The sequence below is a fragment of the Proteus mirabilis ATCC 29906 genome (assembly GCF_000160755.1).
Lineage (GTDB): Bacteria > Pseudomonadota > Gammaproteobacteria > Enterobacterales > Enterobacteriaceae > Proteus > Proteus mirabilis.
Window position 1 is genome coordinate 19,880 of the sequence record NZ_GG668577.1, and the last position, 23,541, is coordinate 43,420.

17 protein-coding genes are annotated in these 23,541 nt (G+C 39.6%); 13 read left to right on the plus strand and 4 right to left on the minus strand.

The window, feature by feature from the left end; all coding sequences use genetic code 11:
- Window positions 1-14 precede the first annotated feature (14 nt).
- Complete coding sequence (locus HMPREF0693_RS06685) at window positions 15-3,743, minus strand: DUF4132 domain-containing protein (protein WP_004244406.1); 3,729 nt, start codon at window positions 3,741-3,743, stop codon at window positions 15-17.
- Window positions 3,744-4,130: 387 nt separating this feature from the next.
- Window positions 4,131-5,261 (minus strand): multidrug effflux MFS transporter, encoded by a 1,131-nt coding sequence (locus HMPREF0693_RS06690; protein ID WP_004244407.1) that lies wholly within the window; start codon window positions 5,259-5,261, stop codon window positions 4,131-4,133.
- Between the two features lie 102 nt (window positions 5,262-5,363).
- On the opposite strand from HMPREF0693_RS06690, the gene HMPREF0693_RS06695 reads away from it, so the two are divergent.
- Window positions 5,364-6,125, plus strand: a complete 762-nt coding sequence (locus HMPREF0693_RS06695) for an AraC family transcriptional regulator (RefSeq protein WP_004244408.1) — start codon at window positions 5,364-5,366, stop codon at window positions 6,123-6,125.
- Window positions 6,126-6,194: 69 nt separating this feature from the next.
- Here HMPREF0693_RS06695 and HMPREF0693_RS06700 read toward each other — a convergent pair whose 3' ends face one another.
- On the minus strand, window positions 6,195-7,478 hold the full coding sequence (locus tag HMPREF0693_RS06700; RefSeq protein ID WP_004244410.1) for a citrate synthase: 1,284 nt from the start codon (window positions 7,476-7,478) through the stop codon (window positions 6,195-6,197).
- Window positions 7,479-8,109: 631 nt separating this feature from the next.
- Between HMPREF0693_RS06700 and sdhC the strand changes: the two genes are divergently transcribed.
- From sdhC to ybgE, 12 genes are all read left to right on the plus strand, one after another.
- Window positions 8,110-8,490, plus strand: a complete 381-nt coding sequence (gene sdhC, locus HMPREF0693_RS06705) for a succinate dehydrogenase cytochrome b556 subunit (protein WP_123059542.1) — start codon at window positions 8,110-8,112, stop codon at window positions 8,488-8,490.
- Window positions 8,484-8,828, plus strand: coding sequence for a succinate dehydrogenase membrane anchor subunit (sdhD, locus tag HMPREF0693_RS06710; RefSeq protein WP_004244415.1), 345 nt, complete (start codon window positions 8,484-8,486; stop codon window positions 8,826-8,828). Before sdhC ends, sdhD begins: the two co-directional genes overlap by 7 nt.
- Window positions 8,828-10,594, plus strand: a complete 1,767-nt coding sequence (gene sdhA, locus HMPREF0693_RS06715) for a succinate dehydrogenase flavoprotein subunit (protein ID WP_004244416.1) — start codon at window positions 8,828-8,830, stop codon at window positions 10,592-10,594. The genes sdhD and sdhA overlap by 1 nt, the downstream gene beginning before the upstream one ends.
- Before the next feature lie 34 nt (window positions 10,595-10,628).
- Entirely contained in the window at window positions 10,629-11,345 is a 717-nt protein-coding gene (locus HMPREF0693_RS06720; protein ID WP_004244417.1) for a succinate dehydrogenase iron-sulfur subunit, read from the plus strand.
- 284 nt (window positions 11,346-11,629) lie between these two features.
- Complete coding sequence (sucA, locus tag HMPREF0693_RS06725) at window positions 11,630-14,434, plus strand: 2-oxoglutarate dehydrogenase E1 component (RefSeq protein ID WP_004244418.1); 2,805 nt, start codon at window positions 11,630-11,632, stop codon at window positions 14,432-14,434.
- Window positions 14,435-14,447: 13 nt separating this feature from the next.
- Window positions 14,448-15,656, plus strand: a complete 1,209-nt coding sequence (gene odhB, locus HMPREF0693_RS06730) for a 2-oxoglutarate dehydrogenase complex dihydrolipoyllysine-residue succinyltransferase (protein WP_004244419.1) — start codon at window positions 14,448-14,450, stop codon at window positions 15,654-15,656.
- A 161-nt stretch (window positions 15,657-15,817) separates the two neighbouring features.
- The gene (sucC, locus tag HMPREF0693_RS06735) at window positions 15,818-16,984 is read left to right on the plus strand and encodes an ADP-forming succinate--CoA ligase subunit beta (RefSeq protein ID WP_004244420.1); all 1,167 of its coding nucleotides are present in this window, start codon (window positions 15,818-15,820) and stop codon (window positions 16,982-16,984) included.
- On the plus strand, window positions 16,984-17,856 hold the full coding sequence (gene sucD, locus HMPREF0693_RS06740; protein WP_004244421.1) for a succinate--CoA ligase subunit alpha: 873 nt from the start codon (window positions 16,984-16,986) through the stop codon (window positions 17,854-17,856). Before sucC ends, sucD begins: the two co-directional genes overlap by 1 nt.
- 1,484 nt (window positions 17,857-19,340) lie before the next feature.
- Window positions 19,341-20,909 (plus strand): cytochrome ubiquinol oxidase subunit I, encoded by a 1,569-nt coding sequence (gene cydA / locus HMPREF0693_RS06745; RefSeq protein WP_004244422.1) that lies wholly within the window; start codon window positions 19,341-19,343, stop codon window positions 20,907-20,909.
- A 14-nt stretch (window positions 20,910-20,923) separates the two neighbouring features.
- A complete protein-coding gene (gene cydB, locus HMPREF0693_RS06750; protein ID WP_004244423.1) occupies window positions 20,924-22,081 on the plus strand; it encodes a cytochrome d ubiquinol oxidase subunit II in 1,158 nt (385 codons plus the stop codon).
- A 12-nt stretch (window positions 22,082-22,093) separates the two neighbouring features.
- A complete protein-coding gene (gene cydX / locus HMPREF0693_RS18535) occupies window positions 22,094-22,207 on the plus strand; it encodes a cytochrome bd-I oxidase subunit CydX (RefSeq protein WP_004244425.1) in 114 nt (37 codons plus the stop codon).
- Window positions 22,207-22,491 carry a cyd operon protein YbgE gene (gene ybgE / locus HMPREF0693_RS06755; RefSeq protein ID WP_004244426.1) on the plus strand — a complete coding sequence of 95 codons (285 nt, stop codon included), beginning with the start codon at window positions 22,207-22,209 and terminating at the stop codon, window positions 22,489-22,491. Before cydX ends, ybgE begins: the two co-directional genes overlap by 1 nt.
- 90 nt (window positions 22,492-22,581) lie before the next feature.
- Here ybgE and HMPREF0693_RS06760 read toward each other — a convergent pair whose 3' ends face one another.
- Window positions 22,582-23,475, minus strand: a complete 894-nt coding sequence (locus HMPREF0693_RS06760; protein WP_004244427.1) for a LysR family transcriptional regulator — start codon at window positions 23,473-23,475, stop codon at window positions 22,582-22,584.
- Window positions 23,476-23,541: the final 66 nt, after the last annotated feature.

A 23,541-nucleotide genomic window follows, 5' to 3' on the forward strand; every position in this document is an offset into this window, starting at 1 on the left:
ATTATCCCTAAATTTTACCAAGGTGTTTTCTTTTCCCATTCAGGATCAAATCCTGCACAAGCTTCAGCGACTTTTAGATAATCCGCGTAGCTTTCTGCTAATAAAATCGGTGGTACTTGCTTTAACTCAATATTATTGCGATCCCAGTAATTTTGCTGATCTTTCTCAAAACTTAAATCGAATAAAACCGCTGGAATATTTTCTTCTGGTACATAGCTACCACTAAAACCGATATTGACGTAGTAGTTTAAGCTAGAGAAGAATTTGTAATAGTGAGAGAACGAGCCTCCATCTTCAGCAGGGCCTCGCTGATAGCCCATTTTGGTTAAAATACCCCGTAAGGTGAAGGTGTCTGTGATCCAACCTTTTCGGTCTTCAACTTCTGTTTGTGTCAGATCTAAATCAGGGATCCTATGTTCCATTTGTGAAAATAAGAATTTCACTTTGTAATCTTTGAAGTGTGCAATCCATGCTTTACGCTCATCTTCATTAACTAGGGCGGCGTGAGCTAATTGAATCAAAGAATCATTTTGTAAGGTGACTTCGTCATCTTCAAGGTTAAGTAAAGCACCATCATCAGAAGGGCGGAAGGTATTGATAACTTCACCCTCTTTTACTTCTTGCCAAACTAATTGTTCAATCAATTTATGCATAATAGGGTGAGCTAAAATATACTCTTGCCAATCAGCGCTTAGCCATTGGCGTTGCGCGCACATCGCTTCATATAAACGCACACTTTGTAATTCAATAACTTGTTTAAGTTCTTTTTTACTTGAAGTGAAAAGTTTTTTCGCTTCTTTAATCAGCTCTGGATCGTCATTTTTGCGTGCTGCAGGTAATGACTTAACTTCCTTACCTTCAGGATTAAACAGAACAATTTTTTGTTTTGCATCCATTTTGGCGGTGAAAGTACGCTCACCATATTCCAGTACTAATGTTCCTGAATCATCAAAGCCGGCGGTTGGAATGGTTCTATCGGCTAATTCATCAGCACTCCAACCATTGCGTTCAGCTATTTGCGTAACTAAATTACGCGCTTTTTCCTGCACAGATGCTGTGCGATAACGACGTGATAATGAAAGCAGAAGTTGAATGATAATAGGATCATTACTTGAAGCTACTGCATCAATCATCGCTTCTATTTGCGCACGACGCTGATAGTGATCACGCATATAGTTACGTAATACTGATACCGCAATATGTCCCTCAATTCCACAAATAAGCGCGAGCATTCCTTTATCGCTGATTGCCGAACCTAAATAACGACGTAGTACCTCGTTTTTAATTTCTTCGACGACTTGCTCTAAAGTATAGGTTTCATATTTAGCATAATATTCAGGATAACGTTTGGCCCAATCTTTGTATTGTGTTAATCGGGAAGGGGCATTTTGTTGCGCTTCAGCCATCGCTTCTTCAAGTGTTGGTCCTTTAATATCTTGAGCGACAAAAGTGTGCAGGATAAAGCTTGAAAGTTTATGTTGGCTATCAACGCAAAGTAGGCTGATATAACGTTGTAATAACGCATTACCCCCTGGCATTTTTAATTTGACGGCGAGAATAATCCACCAACGAATAATCGCGGGATCAACCGCTTTTTTGTTTTCCCATGTTAATGCAGGGATCGCCTCGAAGTTAAACCAAGCAAGGCTTGCGGGTGGTTTGGCTTTGAGACCTTTTTCAGCTTCTGCTAATAATGTCTTTGGCGATAAATAGCTTGAAATATCCTCACCTAATTGTTCTAACGCAGTGAGCAGAGCGGCTCGTACTACTTCGCGTTTCTCTTTTTTCAGTAAGGCATTAAGGGCAGGTAATGAGTCAGGGTTATTTAAACGTGCTAACCATTCAATCGCGGTGACTCGAATTTCTTGTTTACTTGAAGTTAAGCCTTCTTGTGCACTTAAGTGAATATTCGGTAAGGTTTCTAATAATTTCTGAGCTGAAACTCGGTGTGTTTTATTTTCACCTAGAGCCAATTCCATGATACGCGGAACGAATTGTGCAGGAATGGTTGGAAAACGGCTTAATACTTCAATACCTTGTGAAGTTTCAAATTGGCGATAGCGGTGTTCACTTTGATTTGGCATTAAGTTTAGCGCTTCTGCAATATAATCAGTATGTTGAGAGAAGAAAGGCCAAACTTGTTCTGGTTTACGGAAACGACGTAAGCCATCTTGATAAGATTCTAAGCACAGCGCCGCTGTGATACGCGTTGCACGTTTGAAATGACATCGTTCTAATACATTTTCAACGTGTCGTAATTCAATATCACTCAATAAACGTTCAGGAATATCACTATTAAAATAGTGAGAGGAAAAGTGATCCGCATGTTGGCGGTTATTGGTGAGCACGCGCACGGCATGGAAAAAGGTGTATTCAGGTAAATTAGGAATACGGTTTTTGTGTTTAATTATTTGGATCTCATTGACTTGAATAGTGCCTTGTCCGCTATTGAGTTTATCCACTAATGCGCGACACTGTTTTTCATCAATTTTAGAGAGATCTTTATAATGGCGTTGTGCCCAATTATAAGAGTGTTTAGACGTTTTATTTTCTTCAATTTCACGTTCAGCATTTTCTTTTGCTTTTACTAACATTTCATTGAAGTTATTCACCAGAATATCGCGGGCACTATCGGGTAATGGTGTGTCTTCTAAGGGAGTAAAATCAGGCGCTTTAATGGCTTCAACGGTATTTGCATTATCAGCAACACAAAAACGTTGTAGCGCACTTTCAATGCTCTTGATAACTGCTTTTGAGGTTTCATGTTTTAATGCTTCTGCCAGCACATCACGGTTTTCACCTTGGCGCGCGAATAAATCAGCGGCTTGTGTACGTTGTTTGGGAGTACCATTCATTAAAACATGGGTTAAATTTTCTTTTACGATTTCAGCAGGTAAGGTATTTAAAATAGGTTCAGCCGTTTTTTTGACGGTTCTTAAACTGCTAGTGGCAAGTAAAACAATAATATCTGCAAAAGTATTGCGTAATATCGTATTTTTATTTAGATAATTTATTAGCTCGACTAAGCCATTCGCTGAAAGTTTTTCAACTAATTCTTTTCTAACAAATTCTTGATGTGAAAGTAGATAGTCTTTTAAATCACACAGTTCATAAATACGCTTAAGATTAGCGGCATAATATTCAGAGACATCTTTTCTATCAAAAATTGCAAATAACGCATTTTCACCGGCAATATTGGCCTCTGCTTCGACCATATTGGCGATAAACTCCATACTCCAATGTTTACGATGTTCTAAATTAAGGTTACGTGCATTATCGTAAGTGGTATAAAACGCATCAACTAACAGGTAGATAACCCAAGTGGGGACTTGCGTTGTTGTTACTTTAATATTGATATCTTGACATGCGGCAGCGATGACTTTGGCAAAACGGGCCACTTGCTCTAAGGAAAAACTTTCACCAACCTTTGAGTAGAGTTTATGGCGGGCATTAAGGCCTTGGGTGATAACCTTACCGTACTTTCCTGTATCAACATTACTGGCATACCACCACTCTAATGTTCCCGCACGATGAAAATAAACGGCGGCTTTCGCTGCATCTAGTTTATTTAATTCAAATAGAATTTCAGGGTTTGTACCTGTAAGTACATAATCTAATGCACGCTTAGGTAAACTTTTATCAAATATAGCCAGTAGGACAAGAGAGCCTTGAAGATATTGTTCAGTAATATCGACGTCTTTTTTCCCAAAAATAGGGAGAATATCTAATATTTTTTTTATCACGCCAGTTCCTTAAGCCATGTATGGATAAACAGTTTTTTTTACCATGAAACAGTAAAACGAACAATTTTATTATTACTGGCGAAAATAAAGTCAAGGCATAACATTTGTTAAATATATGGATATAAACACTGAAAAAGCCAATCTAACTTTATTAATATTCAATTCATCATTATATAAAATGCAATCTCAGGAAAAAGTACTAAAAGTTAAGAAGTGATAATAAAGGCGTTTTTTGTGGATTTTAAAAAGATTAAGAATTGTCTGTTTAATTTGCTAAGTATTAACACTTAGTCCTGTAGATAAGTTAATCTTTCTATTCTTGATTTTTTCGAAATGTTACAAAATAAAAAGAGCTTCTTATAAATATAACAAGCTCTTTTAAATATATTATTTTGCTGTTTGGCGAGAGAAAGAGAGTAACAAAGCACCTATACTACAAATCAGCAAGGTAATCGCTAAACTTTGTCCCCATCCAGCCAGTGCTAAACCACCACCAATAAGTAAATAGTAGAATAAACCTAATAGTGCACCCGCTGTGCCTAAGCGATCTTTATATTGCGCTAAAGCCGTCGCTAAGATATTTGGAATAGCAATGCCATAGGCAACGACACTTGTCATCATTGGAATAATAAAACTAATGTGATTGCGTAATAAATAAACACCTACAGCACTAATTACTGCAATAATACTTGCAAGTAATACTAATTTCTCACATTGCCAATGATGGCTTAATAATGCTTTATTAATGTAAGAACCAATACCGACACCTATTGCTAATACAATACCACTATAGCCAAAAGTACTTGCACTATAACCTTGATTATCAAACATAAAAGGTGCTAGTTGGTAATAAGCAAATAGACTGATATTAAAAAAAGCAATTAAAAGTATAGTCTTGGCAATTTGCTTATCTTTCAGCATTTTTATCGCTGTTTCCGCTAGTGGTGCGGTTTTTATTGTTGCAGGGCGACTTTCTGGTAATGCAATAGTACTCCACAGCAATAAAACGACGGCGAGAAGAGCAAGACCACTAAATACCCCTTGATAACCTGCATAGCTCACCAGTAAAGAACCACTTAACATACCAATAGCCGGACTTAATGCGATTGCCGCTCCCATAACGGAAAATACTTTGGCTAATTCTTCACCACTATAAACATCACGCATAATAGTTTGTGTTCCTACAGAGCCAACTGCGGCACCAAAAGCAGAAAGCATACGTAATATCAGTAATACAGAAAAATTATCGGTCATAAAGACACCAATACAAGCAATGGCATAAATAAATAACCCTGCTAACATTGTTGGGCGCCGGCCAATGACATCACATAAACGACCCCATATAATGACACCGAGTGCAAAAGCAAAAAAGTAGAGCGAAAGTGTTTGCCCTGCTTCATTGGCACTGACTCTAAAACCATTTGAAATATCAGTAAGTGCTGGGCTATAAATGGTTTCTGCAATTTGTGGAAACATCATTAACGCAATTGCTAACCATAGAGAGAGTTTTCTGTTCATTCTTTGTTTTCCTAAAGCTTGATACTTTGATGACAGAATACAGTGATAATAATTGTCTTGTTATATATATAAAGACATAATATTTACCAAATAGGACAAGTGATGGCTTGGCTTAATCAATACGACCACTTTGTGCCAGAAGAACACCTTGCATCAGTTGTGGGTATTGCCGCAGAGATGGGAAAACATGATTCAGGTTTTCACTCACATGATAGGGGGCAGTTACTGTTTACTCAATCGGGTTGTATGAGAATTACTTTAGCCTCTCGTGTATCTGTTTTGCCACCCATGAGAATTGCTTGGATCCCGCCAAAACTGGAACATCGAGTCGAGATGTATGCGGCTGTAGGTTATCGTTCAGTTTATATTGCCGATAAATTTCATCATCGTTTCCCAACTGAAAGCGAAATACTGACTATTTCACCTTTACTTAGAGAGATATTAGAGCGTATTGCCATTGCTGATTTTGACACCCAGTGGGAAGTAGGGCGTTATGCAAATTTATTAGCTGTTTTTTTAGATGAAATTCAGCAAGCTAAACGTCAACCTAATCATTTATCAATGCCCAGTGATAGACGGTTAAGAAAATTATCTTTCGATGAATTACCTCCGCCACTACAAGAATTAGCGCAATATATTGGCGCTAGTGAAAAAACCATTACTCGATTATTTTATAAAGAAACAGGATTAAGCTATCAACAATGGCGTCAGCAATGGCGATTAATGAAAGCGATAGAGTTATTAGCCACACATCATCGTTATTTAGAAATTAGTCAATTATTAGGGTTTGCCAGCGATAGTGCCTTTATCACTTTTTTTAAAAAAATGACCGGGCAAACACCACAAGAGTATTTAAGAAATTGATCCATACTAATAGCATAAAGCCCCGCAAAAACGGGGCTTAGCCAGTCAATAAATCGTGTTTAAATCGATTTATTTATTTTTAAGTTCACTGTGGAATTTACGCTCGTTATAACCAGTATATAACTGACGAGGACGTGCAATTTTCAGTCCATCTTCATGCATTTCATTCCAGTGAGCAATCCAACCGATAGTACGTGCAATAGCGAAAATGACCGTAAACATATTTGATGGAATACCTAGCGCTTTTAGAATAATACCTGAATAGAAATCGACGTTAGGATAGAGTTTTTTCTCAATAAAATACGGGTCATTTAAGGCGATGCGTTCTAATTCCATTGCCACTTCAAGTAAACTGTCATTGAGATTCAGTTCTTTTAACACTTCGTGACAAGTTTCGCGCATGACTGTTGCACGCGGATCGTAGTTTTTATATACACGGTGACCAAAGCCCATTAAACGGAAAGAGTCATTCTTGTCTTTTGCGCGTTTAATAAATTCAGGAATATGTTCAACGGTTTTGATCTCTTCCAACATACGTAAACAAGCTTCGTTAGCACCACCATGAGCAGGTCCCCATAGTGAAGCAATACCCGCAGCAATACAGGCAAATGGATTTGCACCTGAAGAGCCTGCAGTACGTACAGTAGATGTTGAAGCATTTTGTTCATGGTCGGCATGAAGAATAAAGATCCTATCCATCGCACGTTCAAGAACTGGGTTAACCACGTACTCTTCACAAGGTGTGGCAAACATCATATGTAGGAAGTTACCTGCATAAGACAGATCGTTTCTTGGATAAACAAAAGGTTGTCCTATGGAGTACTTGTAACACATTGCGGCTACAGTAGGCATCTTAGACAGTAAACGATATGCTGTGATATCACGGTGAACTGGATTAGAGACATCAAGCGCATCATGGTAAAAGGCAGCTAAAGCTCCTGTCACACCACAAAGTACAGCCATCGGGTGTGAGTCACGACGGAAACCATGGAACAGGCGGGTGATTTGCTCATGGATCATGGTATGGCGAGTGACGGTTGTTTTAAATTTATCGTATTGCTCTTGGGTCGGTGCTTCGCCATAAAGCAGGATATAACATACTTCTAAGTAGGTTGACTCAGTAGCCAATTGCCCAATTGGGAAACCGCGGTGCAGTAAAATCCCGTTATTACCGTCGATATAGGTAATTTTCGATTCACAAGATGCCGTTGAGGTAAAGCCTGGATCATAGGTGTAATAACCTTTGGAGCCGAGAGTACGAATATCAATGACTTTGGAACCGAGTGTAGGGGAGAGAACGTCCAAGTCCACAGAAGTTTCACCAATCGTTAACTTAGCTTTGTTATCAGCCATTTATAATCTCCTTAGCGCTTATTATGTCTCCTAACAAAGTCGAGGGTATCTTCATAAAGATGCACTTCGATAGTGAAACTATAGTTGATAAAAAGTACCTAGCGAGTTTTATTTTATGGCTTAACACGAGTAAAACCGTAGGTCTATAGTGTGTCACTTTTGTTAAGGAGCTTTTGATGTTATGTTTTTTAGGTGCTTTTTTATGCAAGGCACTTAGAATGTGTTCTGCTTACACTTTTACATAAGTTTTCGATTTCTGGAAGCGTGTTTGCGCACAAAAAAAACATAAACATTAAAAATATGCACCAAATGTAAGAAAAATGTTGTACATGTGTCAAAAATGATAACGATTATTACATTGGATGTTTGAAAAAGTGATCCCTCTCACTGTTCGAACCAAATGTCTAGCACACAAGTTGTGTGGTAATTGTAATAAGTTTGTGAAGCACTTATACTGCGCCCAGGTCTCCGGAACCTTTGTTGTATGGAGAACCAGCGTAACGAATCCACAATTTTTGTAAAATAGACGGATTTAACATTTTACTTAAAGTGTGCCTTTGTACCCCATTCGCTGCTTAATTTCCATCCAGGTCCGGAGGAAGGAAAAATTATAAAAGCTGTGTGGGCATAAATTGTGAAAAAACAAAGACCTGTCAATCTGGATTTACAGACGATACAGTTTCCACTCCCTGCTATCGCATCGATCTTGCATCGTGTCTCAGGGGTTATCATGTTAGTCGCAGTTGGTATTTTACTGTGGTTACTTGGCACCTCTCTCTCATCTCCCGAAGGTTTTCAGCAAGCCGCTGATATCATGACTGGCTTCTTCGCGAAGTTTATTTTATGGGGCATCCTAACAGCATTGGCATACCACATTTGTGGTGGTATTCGTCATATGTTAATGGACTTCGGCTTTATTGATGAAACATTGGTTGTTGGTCGTCGTTCTGCGGCAATTTCAATGATTATTACCGTTATTTTATCAATATTGGCGGGGGTATTAGTATGGTAAGTAATTCTTCTACTTTAGGCCGTACAGGCATACAGGATTGGTTATTCCTACGTGCAACTGCCATCATTATTTTCTTATATGTTTTATATTTTGTTGGTTTTGTTGCAACAACTGATATTACCTATGAAGTTTGGCGTGGATTCTTTAGCTCCTCTCTAACCAAAGTTTTTACCCTATTAACGCTACTTTCTATTCTAATTCATGCATGGATTGGAATGTGGCAAGTGTTAACGGACTATATTAAGCCAATAGCATTACGCTTGACGTTACAACTTATTATTGTCGTTGCGCTGTTGGTTTATCTTATTTATGGAACAATTGTGGTGTGGGGTGTGTAATGAATCTGCCAGTTAGAGAATTTGACGCAGTTGTAATTGGTGCTGGTGGTGCAGGTATGCGCGCCGCTTTACAGATTTCTCAAATGGGTCTGTCATGTGCACTAATCTCAAAAGTTTTTCCTACTCGTTCTCATACTGTTTCCGCTCAAGGTGGTATTACAGTTGCTTTAGGCAATACCCATGAGGATAACTGGGAATGGCATATGTACGATACTGTTAAAGGTTCCGACTATATCGGTGACCAAGATGCTATCGAATATATGTGTAAAACCGGTCCAGAAGCTATTTTAGAGCTGGAACATATGGGACTTCCTTTCTCTCGTCTTGATGATGGACGGATATACCAACGCCCATTTGGTGGTCAGTCGAAAAATTTTGGTGGTGAACAAGCTGCCCGTACTGCTGCCGCTGCTGACCGTACAGGTCATGCACTATTACATACTTTGTATCAACAAAATTTAAAAAATCATACCACTATCTTTTCTGAATGGTATTCGCTGGATTTAGTTAAAAACCAAGACGGTGATGTTGTTGGTTGTACCGCTATTTGCATTGAAACAGGTGAAGTTGTTTATTTTAAAGCTAATGCCACCATTTTAGCGACAGGTGGTGCGGGGCGTATTTACCAATCAACAACCAATGCGCATATCAATACGGGTGATGGTGTTGGTATGGCAGTTCGTGCGGGTGTGCCTTTACAAGATATGGAAATGTGGCAATTCCACCCAACAGGTATCGCAGGGGCTGGGGTGTTAGTGACGGAAGGTTGCCGTGGTGAAGGTGGCTATTTACTGAATAAAGACGGTGAACGCTTTATGGAACGTTATGCACCAAATGCTAAAGACTTAGCAGGTCGTGACGTAGTTGCACGTTCTATTATGATTGAAATCCGTGAAGGCCGTGGTTGCGATGGACCATGGGGACCTCATGCCAAACTGAAACTCGACCACTTAGGTAAAGAAGTTCTGGAATCTCGTCTACCGGGTATCCTTGATCTCTCTCGTACCTTTGCTCATGTTGACCCAGTTAAAGAACCTATTCCGGTTATTCCTACTTGTCACTATATGATGGGGGGGATCCCAACTAAAGTTACCGGACAAGCTATTCGCATGAATGAGAAAGGCGAAGATGAAGTGATCCCAGGATTATTTGCTGTGGGTGAAATTGCTTGTGTATCTGTCCATGGTGCTAACCGATTAGGTGGTAACTCACTGCTTGACCTTGTGGTATTTGGTCGTTCTGCGGGTGTTCACTTAAAAGAGTCTTTGATGGAGCAGGGCACGATGCGTGATGCCAGCGATTCTGATGTTGAAGCTGCATTAACACGCTTACATCGTTGGGAAAATAATCGTTCAGGCGAAGATCCGGTTGAGATCCGTAAAGCATTACAATCTTGTATGCAACATAACTTCTCGGTCTTCCGTGAAGGGGATGCAATGGCGAAGGGCTTAGAAGAGCTGAAAGTGATCCGTGAACGCCTGCAAAATGCCCGACTCGATGATAATTCAAGTGAATTTAATACACAGCGTATTGAGTGCTTAGAGTTAGATAACTTGATGGAAACAGCTTATGCCACAGCGGTATCTGCTAATTTCCGTACGGAAAGTCGTGGTGCACATAGCCGTTTCGATTTCCCTGATCGTGATGATGAAAACTGGTTATGCCATACATTATATCAACCGCAAACCGAAACAATGACACGACGTAAAGTCAATATGCAGCCGAAACTGCGTGAGGCTTTCCCTCCAAAAGTGCGTACATATTAATTAGCGGTGTTATTGAAGTTGCGGAGACTGAATTATGAAACTTGAATTTTCAATTTATCGTTATAATCCCGACGTTGATAATGCGCCGCGTATGCAAGATTACACGCTTGAAGTACCCGAAGGGCGTGACATGATGTTGCTAGATGCATTAATTCAATTAAAGGAAAAAGATCCTACATTATCATTCCGTCGTTCTTGCCGTGAAGGTGTATGTGGCTCCGATGGAGTGAACATGAATGGTAAAAATGGTTTGGCATGTATCACACCTATTTCATCTTTACAGAAAGGAAGTAAGAAAATTGTGATCAGACCGTTACCAGGTCTACCGGTTATTCGTGATTTAATAGTGGATATGACTCAATTCTATACGCAGTACGAGAAGATCCGTCCATATGTGATTAACGACGACAAAAATCCTCCGGCTCGTGAGAATCTACAGTCACCAGAACAACGTGAAAAACTTGACGGACTTTATGAGTGTATTCTTTGTGCTTGTTGTTCAACATCTTGCCCGTCATTCTGGTGGAATCCAGATAAGTTTATCGGACCTGCTGGACTGTTAGCAGCGTATCGTTTCTTGATTGATAGTCGTGATACTGAAACAGAATCTCGTCTTGATGATTTAAGTGATGCGTTTAGTGTATTCCGTTGTCACGGTATTATGAACTGTGTCAGCGTATGTCCAAAAGGGTTAAATCCGACTAAAGCAATTGGTCATATTAAATCAATGTTGCTAAAACATAGTGCATAAATTAATAACCGCCCTAAAATAGTTAGGGCGGTTAATGAAAAAATTAAGTTAGACGTTTGCAATAAGTAGTCTGTGTATTTGTATAAGTTTGTCTTGATAGCGGTTTTTGGAGGCACCTTTAAACACTGTTAGACAGTTTTTAAAGGTTCCTTGAGAGTGAAAAACTCCAATATTTTAAGAACCTGCGAGATAGCGGGTCATAAGAGAACCTTGCAATCGACACCGTTTAATAACGGTACTAGTTATCCACGGCGAACTAAAGCTGTATAGCTTAAGGGATCATAATGCAGAACGGCGCAATGAAGGACTGGCTAGATTCCACATTTCTAGCAGGAGAGAATCAGTCTTACATAGAAGAAATCTATGAAGATTACCTAACTGACCCAAACTCTGTTGACGAAAGTTGGAGAGAAATCTTTCAACAACTACCCGTAAGTCAAGGCGCAGAACAGTCGCATTCTCAAACCCGCGACTACTTCAGACGCCTCGCAAAAGAATCCACTCGATATCATACCTCGGTAAGCGATCCTGCAATGGACTCAAAACAAGTTAAAGTTTTGCAGCTCATTAATGCGTTTCGTTTTCGTGGTCACCAAAATGCTAATCTCGATCCGCTTGGTTTATGGAAAAGAGAATCTGTTCCAGATTTAGATCCTGCTTTCCATAATCTCACCAAAGAAGATTTTGAAGAAACCTTTAATGTTGGTTCTTTTGCTATCGGCAAAGAAACCATGAAACTCGGTGATATCTATGAAGCACTGAAACGTATTTACTGCGGTTCTATCGGTGCTGAATATATGCATATTACCAATACAGAAGAAAAACGTTGGATCCAACAACGTTTAGAATCTGTCAATGTTGCAGACCAATTTACTAAAGAAGAAAAAATTCGCTTTTTAGCAGAACTGACTGCAGCTGAAGGGTTAGAACGTTACTTAGGGGCTAAATTCCCAGGAGCAAAACGTTTCTCTTTAGAAGGTGGGGATGCTCTGATCCCAATGTTAAAAGACTTAATTCGTCATGCAGGGAAACAAGATACCCGTGAAGTGGTACTTGGCATGGCTCACCGCGGACGTTTAAACGTTCTGGTTAATATTTTAGGGAAAAAACCGGCAGATTTATTTGATGAATTTGCGGGTATACACAAAGAGCATTTGGGAACTGGTGACGTTAAATATCACCAAGGCTTTTCATCTGATTTTGCAACAGAAGGTGCTCAAGTTCACCTTGCTTTAGCCTTTAACCCATCTCACTTAGAAATTGTGAGTCCGGTTGTTATCGGTTCTGTCCGTGCTCGTCGTGACCGCTTAGATGAAGCGCGCAGTAATATGGTTCTTCCGATCACCATTCATGGTGACGCAGCAGTGACAGGGCAAGGTGTTGTTCAAGAAACACTGAACATGTCACAAGCTCGCGGTTATGAAGTTGGTGGTACGGTTCGTATTGTTATTAATAACCAAGTTGGTTTTACCACATCAAATCCTAAAGATGCCCGTTCAACAGAATACTGCACTGATATTGTGAAAATGGTTCAAGCACCTATTTTCCATGTAAATGCAGATGATCCTGAAGCGGTAGCTTTCGTCACCCGTTTAGCGTTGGATTTCCGTAATACCTTTAAGCGTGATGTGATGATTGACCTTGTTTGTTATCGTCGTCATGGACATAACGAGGCGGATGAGCCAAATGCAACTCAGCCATTGATGTATCAAAAAATCAAAAAACATCCAACACCTCGTAAGATCTATGCTGATAAGTTAGTAGAGCAAGGTTTAATCGAAGCTAATGATGTTACTGAGTTAGTTAATCTCTATCGTGATGCTCTCGATCGTGGTGATTGTGTCGTTGAAGAGTATCGTCCTATGGGGCTACATTCTTATACATGGGAACCTTACTTAAACCATGAATGGAATGAAGAGTATCCGCATAAAGTCGAAAAATCACGCTTACAAGATTTAGCGCGTCGTGTCAGCACAGTACCTTCTGAAATCGCAATGCAATCTCGCGTCGAGAAAATTTATGCCGATCGTGCTGTTATGGCTGAAGGCGAAAAATTACTCGATTGGGGGGCGGCTGAAACCTTAGCGTATGCCACTTTAGTGGATCAAGGTATTACTATTCGCCTCTCTGGTGAAGATGCAGGCCGTGGCACATTCTTCCATCGTCACGCGGTTATTCACAATCAAACCAATGGTTCAGTTTATGTACCATTAGCCAATATTCATAACGCCCAAGGTCAATTTAATGTTTGGGATTCTGTCTTAACAGAAGAAGCGGTATTAGCATTTGAATATGGTTATGCTACTACTGAGCCTCGCGGGCTGACTATTTGGGAAGCGCAATTTGGTGACTTTGCTAACGTAGCACAAGTGGTTATCGACCAATTTATTAGCTCTGGTGAGCAAAAATGGGGTCGTATGTGTGGCTTAGTCATGCTGTTACCTCATGGTTATGAAGGCCAAGGTCCAGAGCACTCATCTGCACGTTTGGAACGCTATCTGCAATTATGTGCAGAGCAAAACATGCAAGTTTGTGTGCCTTCCACACCGGCGCAGGTTTACCATATGTTACGTCGCCAAGCGTTACGTGGTATGCGTCGCCCATTAATCGTTATGTCACCTAAATCACTGTTACGTCATCCATTAGCGGTATCGAGCTTAGATGAATTAGCGGATGGTAAATTCTTACCTGTAATTGGTGAGTTAGATGAATTAAATCCAGCGGATGTGAAACGTGTCGTGATGTGTTCAGGGAAAGTTTACTACGATTTATTAGAACAACGTCGTGCTAATGGGCAAACAGATGTTGCGATTATTCGTATTGAACAGCTATATCCATTCCCTCATGATGATATGGCACAGATTTTGGCACCTTATGCTCATGTGAAAGATTTTATTTGGTGTCAAGAAGAACCGCTAAATCAGGGCGCTTGGTATTGTAGTCAGCATAACTTCCGTGATGCTATTCCTACTGGCGCAACATTACGTTATGCAGGTCGTCCTGCATCAGCTTCTCCAGCTGTTGGTTATACCTCTGTTCATCAGGAGCAACAAAAAGCTCTGGTTGAAGATGCACTGAAAGTTGAATAAATAAGGATAGAAAATGAGTAGTGTAGATATTCTAGTACCGGATCTCCCTGAATCAGTTGCTGACGCGACAGTCGCAACTTGGCATAAAAAACCTGGTGATAGCATTCAACGCGATGAAGTGCTGGTTGAAATTGAAACAGATAAAGTTGTGTTAGAAGTACCGGCGAGTGAAGCTGGGGTGCTGGATAGCATTCTTGAAGAAGAAGGCGCTACGGTAGGTTCACGTCAATTATTAGGACGTATTCGTCTTGGTGATAGCACTGGTATTCCTGCGGATGTGAAACCTGCACAAGATACGACGCCTGCGCAACGTCAAAGTGCAGATATTGTTGCGAAAGAAAGCAATGATGCTCTTAGCCCGACAGCACGTCGTTTAGTCGCTGAACATGATATTAATCCAGCAGATGTAAAAGGCAGTGGTGTTGGTGGACGTTTAACTCGTCAAGATATTGAAAGCCATGTTGCTAATAATAAATCAGCAACAGCAGCCACCGCTGAAGTTTCTCAAGCTCCATTATCGCATCGTAGTGAGAAACGTGTACCAATGACGCGTTTACGCAAACGTGTTGCAGAGCGTTTATTAGAAGCGAAAAATACTACCGCCATGTTGACAACGTTTAACGAAATCAACATGCAGCCTATTAAAAATTTACGTGCTCAATATGGTGAAGCATTCGAAAAACGCCACGGTGTACGTTTAGGCTTTATGTCTTTCTACATTAAAGCGGTAGTGGAAGCGTTAAAACGTTATCCAGAAGTCAATGCGTCTATTGATGGTACTGATGTGGTTTACCACAACTATTTTGATATCAGTATTGCCGTATCAACACCTCGTGGTCTGGTAACACCGGTATTACGTGATGCAGATGCGATGAGCATGGCGGATATTGAGAAAAATATCAAAGCATTAGCAGTGAAAGGTCGTGATGGTAAATTAACCGTTGAAGATTTAACGGGCGGTAATTTTACTATTACTAACGGTGGTGTTTTTGGCTCATTAATGTCAACACCGATTATCAACCCACCACAAAGTGCTATTTTGGGTATGCATGCGATTAAAGATCGCCCAATGGCAGTTGATGGTCAGGTTGTTATTCTACCTATGATGTATCTAGCACTTTCTTATGACCATCGTTTAATTGATGGCCGTGAGTCTGTCGGTTTCTTAGTGACCGTTAAAGAAATGCTAGAAGATCCTGCCCGTTTATTACTGGATGTGTAGGTAATAAATATCGCTTTTAGGCAGGAGATGCTCCTCCTGCCTCTACAGCAACATACACAAGCATCAAAGAAGTACAGTGTGTTCGTGAAGCCAGATTTTTCTGGCTTATAGTCAAAAAAATAAGAAAGTCCGACTTTCAACAAGATTATGGATAGAACATCATGAATTTACACGAGTATCAGGCAAAACAGCTTTTCTCACGGTATGGATTACCAGCACCTGCTGGTTTCGCCTGCTCCACGCCGCGCGAGGCAGAAGAAGCTGCATCAAAAATTGGCCAAGGCCCTTGGGTTGTTAAATGTCAAGTTCACGCGGGTGGACGTGGTAAAGCGGGTGGCGTAAAAGTCGTCAACTCAAAAGAAGAGATCCGCGCATTTGCTGAACAATGGTTAGGCAAACGTTTAGTAACTTATCAAACAGATGCTAATGGCCAACCAGTAACACAAATCTTGGTTGAAGCGGCAACAGATATTGCTAAAGAACTTTATCTTGGTGCTGTTGTTGACCGTGGTACCCGTCGTGTTGTCTTTATGGCTTCCACTGAAGGTGGCGTTGAAATTGAAAAAGTGGCGGAAGAAACGCCAGAGCTTATTCATCGTGCCATTATTGATCCGCTGACAGGACCTATGCCTTATCAGGGACGAGAATTAGCCTTCAAACTCGGTTTAAAAGGCAAACAAGTTAGTCAATTTGCTAAAATATTTATGGGATTAGCGACGATCTTCTTAGAGCGTGATTTAGCGCTTATTGAGATCAACCCATTAGTGATCACCAAAGATGATGATTTGATTTGTCTTGATGGTAAATTAGGTGTGGACAGTAATGCGTTATTCCGTCAACCGGAAATGCGTGAAATGCATGATCCATCACAAGAAGATCCACGTGAAGCGCAAGCGGCACAATGGGAATTAAATTATGTAGCACTCGATGGCAATATCGGTTGTATGGTTAATGGTGCTGGTTTAGCTATGGGAACCATGGATATCGTTAAACTGCATGGCGGTGAACCTGCTAACTTCCTTGATGTTGGGGGAGGGGCAACCAAAGAGCGTGTTACAGAAGCATTTAAGATTATTTTGTCAGATGAAAATGTCAGTGCTGTATTAGTCAACATTTTCGGTGGCATTGTACGTTGTGACCTTATTGCAGACGGTATTATTGGTGCAGTTGAAGAAGTCGGTGTTAACGTACCAGTTGTTGTTCGTCTTGAAGGAAACAATGCAGAGTTAGGCACTAAAAAATTAGCAGATAGCGGTTTAAATATTATTGCTGCTAAGAGCTTAACGGATGCCGCTAAACAAGTTGTTGCAGCAGCGGAGGCAAAATAATGTCTATTTTAATCGATAAAAACACTAAAGTTATTTGCCAAGGTTTCACTGGAAGCCAAGGAACTTTCCACTCCGAACAAGCTATTGCTTACGGTACTCAAATGGTGGGTGGTGTTACACCGGGTAAAGGTGGTACAACACATTTAGGCTTACCAGTATTTAATACTGTACGTGAAGCAGTGGAAGCAACGGGGGCGACGGCGACGGTTATTTATGTACCAGCACCATTTTGCAAAGACTCTATTTTAGAAGCTATTGATGCAGGTATTAAACTAATTATTACAATTACAGAAGGTATTCCTACGCTGGATATGCTGACTGTAAAAGTAAAATTAGATGAAGCTGGTGTTCGCATGATTGGCCCTAACTGTCCGGGTGTTATTACTCCAGGTGAGTGCAAAATTGGTATTATGCCTGGTCACATTCACTTACCTGGCAAAGTAGGTATTGTCTCTCGTTCAGGTACTTTAACTTATGAAGCAGTAAAACAAACTACTGACGTTGGTTTAGGTCAATCAACCTGTGTTGGTATCGGTGGTGACCCAATTCCGGGATCGAACTTTATTGATATTCTGAAGCTATTCCAAGAAGATCCGCAAACAGAAGCAATTGTTATGATTGGTGAAATTGGTGGTACAGCGGAAGAAGAAGCAGCTGCTTATATCAAAGATCACGTTACCAAACCTGTTGTAGGCTATATTGCTGGTGTTACAGCACCTAAAGGTAAGCGTATGGGGCATGCTGGCGCCATTATTGCGGGTGGTAAAGGTACTGCTGACGAGAAATTTGCCGCATTAGAAGCCGCTGGCGTTAAAACAGTACGTAGTTTAGCTGATATCGGTGATGCTGTTAAATCGCTATTAAATAAGTAACATTTTTGTTAATTACCTCTAGTTAAAACTACATATCATGCCAATCTCTGATCAAACTGGAGATTGGCATTTTTTATTGTTCTATTTTATGGCGCCTTTAGGTGCTGTCAGCAAGTAGTCACGTGTATCTTTGTTCGATTTTATCTCATCTTATTGTTTTTAAATATATTTTTATTTCATTTTTTGTGTGCTAAATAGTGATTTAAACACAGCAATAACGAAAATATGGCGCTAAACAAGAATACCTGAGCCCTGGTTTGCTAAAAAATGCGGAATTTATTTTGCTCAGCCTAACTGATATGAAGAGTAGGGGAAGGCAAAAAAAGGGATACTTTTAGTATAATTTTTATTCATTAATACTATGTGTATAAGATTTACTATAGTTAATTTATATTGTTTAACGATACCTTATTAGCAGATAACCCCCCTCAATTATTATCATTTGTTAGTATTATTGGAAGGGCACAATCTTGCCCTATTGCAGTATGGTGAAGGTTTCATAGTGAAAAATGTATTATAGATACAATAATGCTCGAAAGAGAAGTTTAATGAGTAGCAGAGCAACCATGCTAAAAAACCGACCTTCTAAAATAACATTAAACTATCAACTATCAGCTAAACTTTAGAGATAAAGCTTACAAATAATCATTCTTCAATACAGTTATGCCATTTGGCTATCCATGTTTTAAAAATAAAATGATTGTATATTGTTGTTTTACAAGGGAATATTATTTATTTTTATGGCTTAAGGTATGATTGCTATAGAGTGCATGAGTTATTTCTATTCAATGGATAGATACATTATTTATCCTAAATTAAACTTTGTATTAAAAAAAGATTATCATTATAAGAGTTTATTTATGTTTTAGGTTCGCTCGATAAAACTAAATTAAAAAAGATAAAAAATTAAAAATTTATTTTCAACTTATTAATTAATAGATTATTTTTTTTAAATATCCCTTTTTTACCTGAAAAAAAATGTTTTTAATATTAGAATTAATGAAATACAGCTAAATATGACTATTTAAATGTATTTATGAAAATAAAAAGTTAATTTTATTATGGAAATTAATGGGAGGTAAATTATACTTAAAAATAAAACCAACAGTAAATTAACATTACGGTAACTATTGGGTAATTTATTCGCAACTAGTTAACATTAAAGTGTTTTTTTGATGTGGGTCAAGTTATTAATTGTGGAAAAATTTTCTAAATATGCTTAAATTGGCACACGATCAAATATGCTGTTACTAACCTAAAAGTCGTATTGTTGACCTAAGCTCAGAATTCAAATCTGGGTCACGCAAAATATATTTATTATATGTAAATATAGGCGTACTATTTGTAAGGTATTGTGTTTTTGGTCTTTAATATTCGTTGTTGTTTTTAGAGGCATTTATTGCTGGTAGTTATGAGGCTTTATTTATTAATTAAAGTCGGGTTGCCGCAAGTCGGTGTCTTCCTGCTAGGAGCAAGGAGTCAAGATGTTTGATATTGTCGAACTGTCACGGTTACAGTTTGCCTTAACAGCGATGTATCACTTCCTGTTTGTCCCATTAACGCTCGGTATGGCGTTTATGTTGGCAATCATGGAAACGATATATGTCCTGTCAGGTAAACAAGTTTACAAAGATATGACAAAGTTCTGGGGTAAGTTATTCGGTATTAACTTTGCTCTGGGTGTCGCAACTGGTTTGACCATGGAGTTCCAATTTGGTACTAACTGGTCATATTTCTCTCATTACGTTGGTGATATCTTCGGTGCGCCTTTAGCAATCGAAGGTCTGATGGCATTCTTCTTAGAATCAACTTTCGTCGGATTATTCTTCTTCGGTTGGGATCGTTTAGGCAAGAAGCAACACTTAATGGTAACTTGGTTAGTTGCCTTTGGTTCTAACTTCTCTGCGCTGTGGATCTTAGTCGCAAATGGTTGGATGCAAAACCCTGTTGCTGCAGACTTCAACTTTGAAACCATGCGAATGGAAATGTTGAGTTTTGCTGATCTGGTCTTAAACCCAGTCGCTCAGGTGAAATTTGTTCACACCGTTGCTGCAGGTTACTGTACTGGTGCATTCTTTGTTTTAGGTATCAGCTCTTACTACCTACTCAAAGGTCGTGATATCGGTTTTGCAAAACGTTCTTTCGCTGTTGCGGCAACCTTTGGTATCGCTGCGGTATTATCTGTTATCGTACTGGGTGATGAATCTGGTTATGAAATGGGTGACGTACAAAAAACCAAATTGGCTGCTATTGAAGGTGAGTGGCATACAGAGCCAGCACCAGCTTCCTTTAACTTGATTGCATTCCCTAATCAAGAAAAAATGGAAAACACGTTTGCTCTACAAATTCCATATGTCATGGGTATTATAGCAACACGTTCTTTTGATACGCCGGTATTAGGTCTGCATGATCTGATGAGCCAGCATGAAGTGCGTATTCGTAATGGTATGAAAGCGTATGACCTGTTAACTGAACTACGTTCAGGTAACACTGATCCTGCCGTACGAGCTGCATTTAATGAGTCTAAAAAAGACTTAGGCTACGGTCTATTATTGAAGCGTTATACTGAAAATGTTTCTGATGCAACTGAAGAGCAAATTAAGTCAGCTGTAAAAGATTCTATTCCTAACGTCGCACCACTTTTCTGGTCATTCCGTATCATGGTCGCTGCCGGCTTCCTGATGTTATTGGTTGTTGCGATCTCCTTCTGGACTGTTCTGTCTAACCGTATCGGTAACTACAAATGGTTACTGCGTGCTGCGCTATTTAGTATTCCATTACCATGGATTGCTGTTGAAGCGGGCTGGTTTGTTGCAGAATATGGACGTCAACCATGGGCGATTGGTGAAATCTTGCCTACGGCTGTAGCAACTTCTTCACTGACACAGGCTGATATTCTCGTTTCTATGGGACTTATCTGCGGTCTGTATACTCTGTTCCTCGTTGCCGAAATGTTCCTGATGTTCAAATTTGGTCGCCTTGGCCCAAGTAGTCTGAAAACGGGTCGCTATCACTTTGAACAGAAGACAGCTTCTTCTGCACAAAGTAAGTAACACAGGAGTCCACTATGTTTGATTATGAAGTATTGCGGTTTGTTTGGTGGCTACTGATTGGTATCTTACTGATCGGCTTTGCGGTCACCGATGGTTTTGATATGGGTGTCGGTGTGTTATTACGCGTAATTGCAAAAGATGACACAGAACGCCGTATTTTAATTAACTCTGTAGCACCTCACTGGGATGGTAACCAAGTTTGGTTAATCACTGCTGGTGGTGCATTATTCGCTGCATGGCCAATGGTATATGCTGCGGCATTCTCTGGTTTCTATTTTGGTATGATCTTCGTACTGGCGGCATTATTCTTCCGCCCAGTAGGTTTTGACTACCGTTCTAAATTAGAATCACCAAAATGGCGTGGTATGTGGGATTGGGGTATCTTTATTGGTAGCTTTGTTCCACCATTAGTTATCGGTGTTGCTTTTGGTAACCTGTTACAAGGTGTTCCATTAGAAGTCGATAGCATGCAACGTGTATCTTATAATGGTACAACTAACGCACTAATTAACCTGTTAAGCCTATTAAACCCATATGGTCTATTAGCAGGTGTTATTAGCTTAATGATGATTGTGGCACAGGGTGCTAGCTATCTTCAAATGCGTACTACCGGTGAGCTGCATGAGCGTACTCGTAAAGCAACTTACATTACCTCTTTAATCACTTTTATTGCTTTTGCATTAGCAGGCGTGTGGTTAATCTACGGTATTGATGGCTTTATTATCACTAGTGCGGTTGATACTGCGGGTCCTTCTTCTCCGTTGTTGAAAACAGTTTCTCACGAAGCTGGCGCTTGGATGACGAACTACAACAACTATCCTATTTTATGGATCTTACCGGCATTAGGTCTGTTAAGTCCTTTATTAGCGGTTGTTGCAACTAAAGCAAACAAAGGAGCTTGGGCATTCCTGTTCACTTCACTGACTATTGCTTGTGTTATCCTAACGTTTGGTGTAACCCTGTTCCCATTCATTATGCCATCAAGCACATTCCCTGATGTAAGCTTGACAATTTGGGATGCAACTTCAAGCCTGTTCACTTTACAAGTGATGACAGTAGTCGCGATTATCTTTGTACCTATCGTTCTCCTCTACACTATCTGGTGTTACTGGAAAATGCATGGTCGCCTCGATAAGAAATTTATCGAAGGCAATAATCATACTCTTTACTAAGGAGCATAGAGAATGTGGTATTTTGCATGGCTTCTCGGCACACTCTTCGCTTGTAGTATTGCGGTGATCGCAGGACTGGCTTATGAGCACGCTGAAGCGAAAAAAACTTCAGAAAGTGAAGAATAATGTTGGATAAAAGTTACCAACTACTTAACAAGGGCCCAATTAGGGCTCTTGTTTTAATCATGGCTCTAGCAATGGCATTTTGTGTTATGTGGGATCCGAGTCGATTCGCGGCTAATACAAGCTCATTAGCGATTTGGCAAGGAATATTACTGATTTGGGCTGTATGTGCAGGGGCAGTTTTTGGCTTAGCCTATCGTCCTAAACATGTTGTAGCGCAATATCTATTACATCCCATTCCCGCCATTATTATTTTAGTTGTAGGGCTATATTATTTCTTCTTCTAATCAAAATGCCTTATTTTAACCTCTAGTAAGTGGCGTAAAATAAGGCATTCACTTCTTGTATATGGGTTATGCAATATTCCCCCTCACCTTTTAGGGCATAGAATTAATTCTCTCTTTTAAAAAATCAATAAATAGACGGGTTTTTCTTGGCATATGTTCACCATGTGGAAAAATGACACTAATAGATTGATTTAATAAGGTAAGTTCAGGAATAGGGCTAACAAGTTCACCCTGTGTTATTTCTTGTTGAATGTACCACTCTGGTAATATAGTCATTCCCATTTGTTTGAGTGCCATCTGTTTTAATGCACTAATAGTATTCGTTTCGAAAAGTGCCATTGAGTGCAATTGTGAAAATAGTTGATTGATTTTATCTTGTTGGCTGAGTTTGCTATGGCGTAAATTGCTGTTTGCAAGATAGGGAACTGCCGCTAAATCTGCAATTTCTTGGATAGGATATTTTTTCAATAAATGTGGTGATACCACTAATTTGATTGTGTAATCTGCTAATTTGCGATAGCGATAATTACTGTCTTTTAATGCGCCAAGGCGTATCGCCAAATCTAACTTATGATTGATAAGATCATCAATAGAAGAATTGAATATATATTGCACTTTTAGTTGAGGGTGTAAACACATAAATTGATGTAAAAGTGGCAATATATAATGTTCACCAAATTCAGCCGTTGAAGTTAATCGTAAAGTTCCCTGTAAGTTTTGTTGTCCTAACCGTGCCTTATCTAATGTTTGTTCGAGTTGAACTAAAACTTGACGAAAATCTTGATAAAGGATTTCTCCCGTTTCAGTTAATGTGAAGCGCCGAGTATTCCGATTAAGAAGAGATACATTTAATTCCGTTTCTAATGCTTTAATATGAATACTCACCATTGATTTACTTAAGCGTAAATACTTTGCTGCTTGTGTAAAAGAGCCTGTATCTACTACGGCGATAAAAGAACGAATTCGGTCTATTTGATTTTGCATGATTGTTTACTCTGATTAAACAATAAGTTCTATTTTGTCAGATAGACGATATTCGTCAATCTTTCG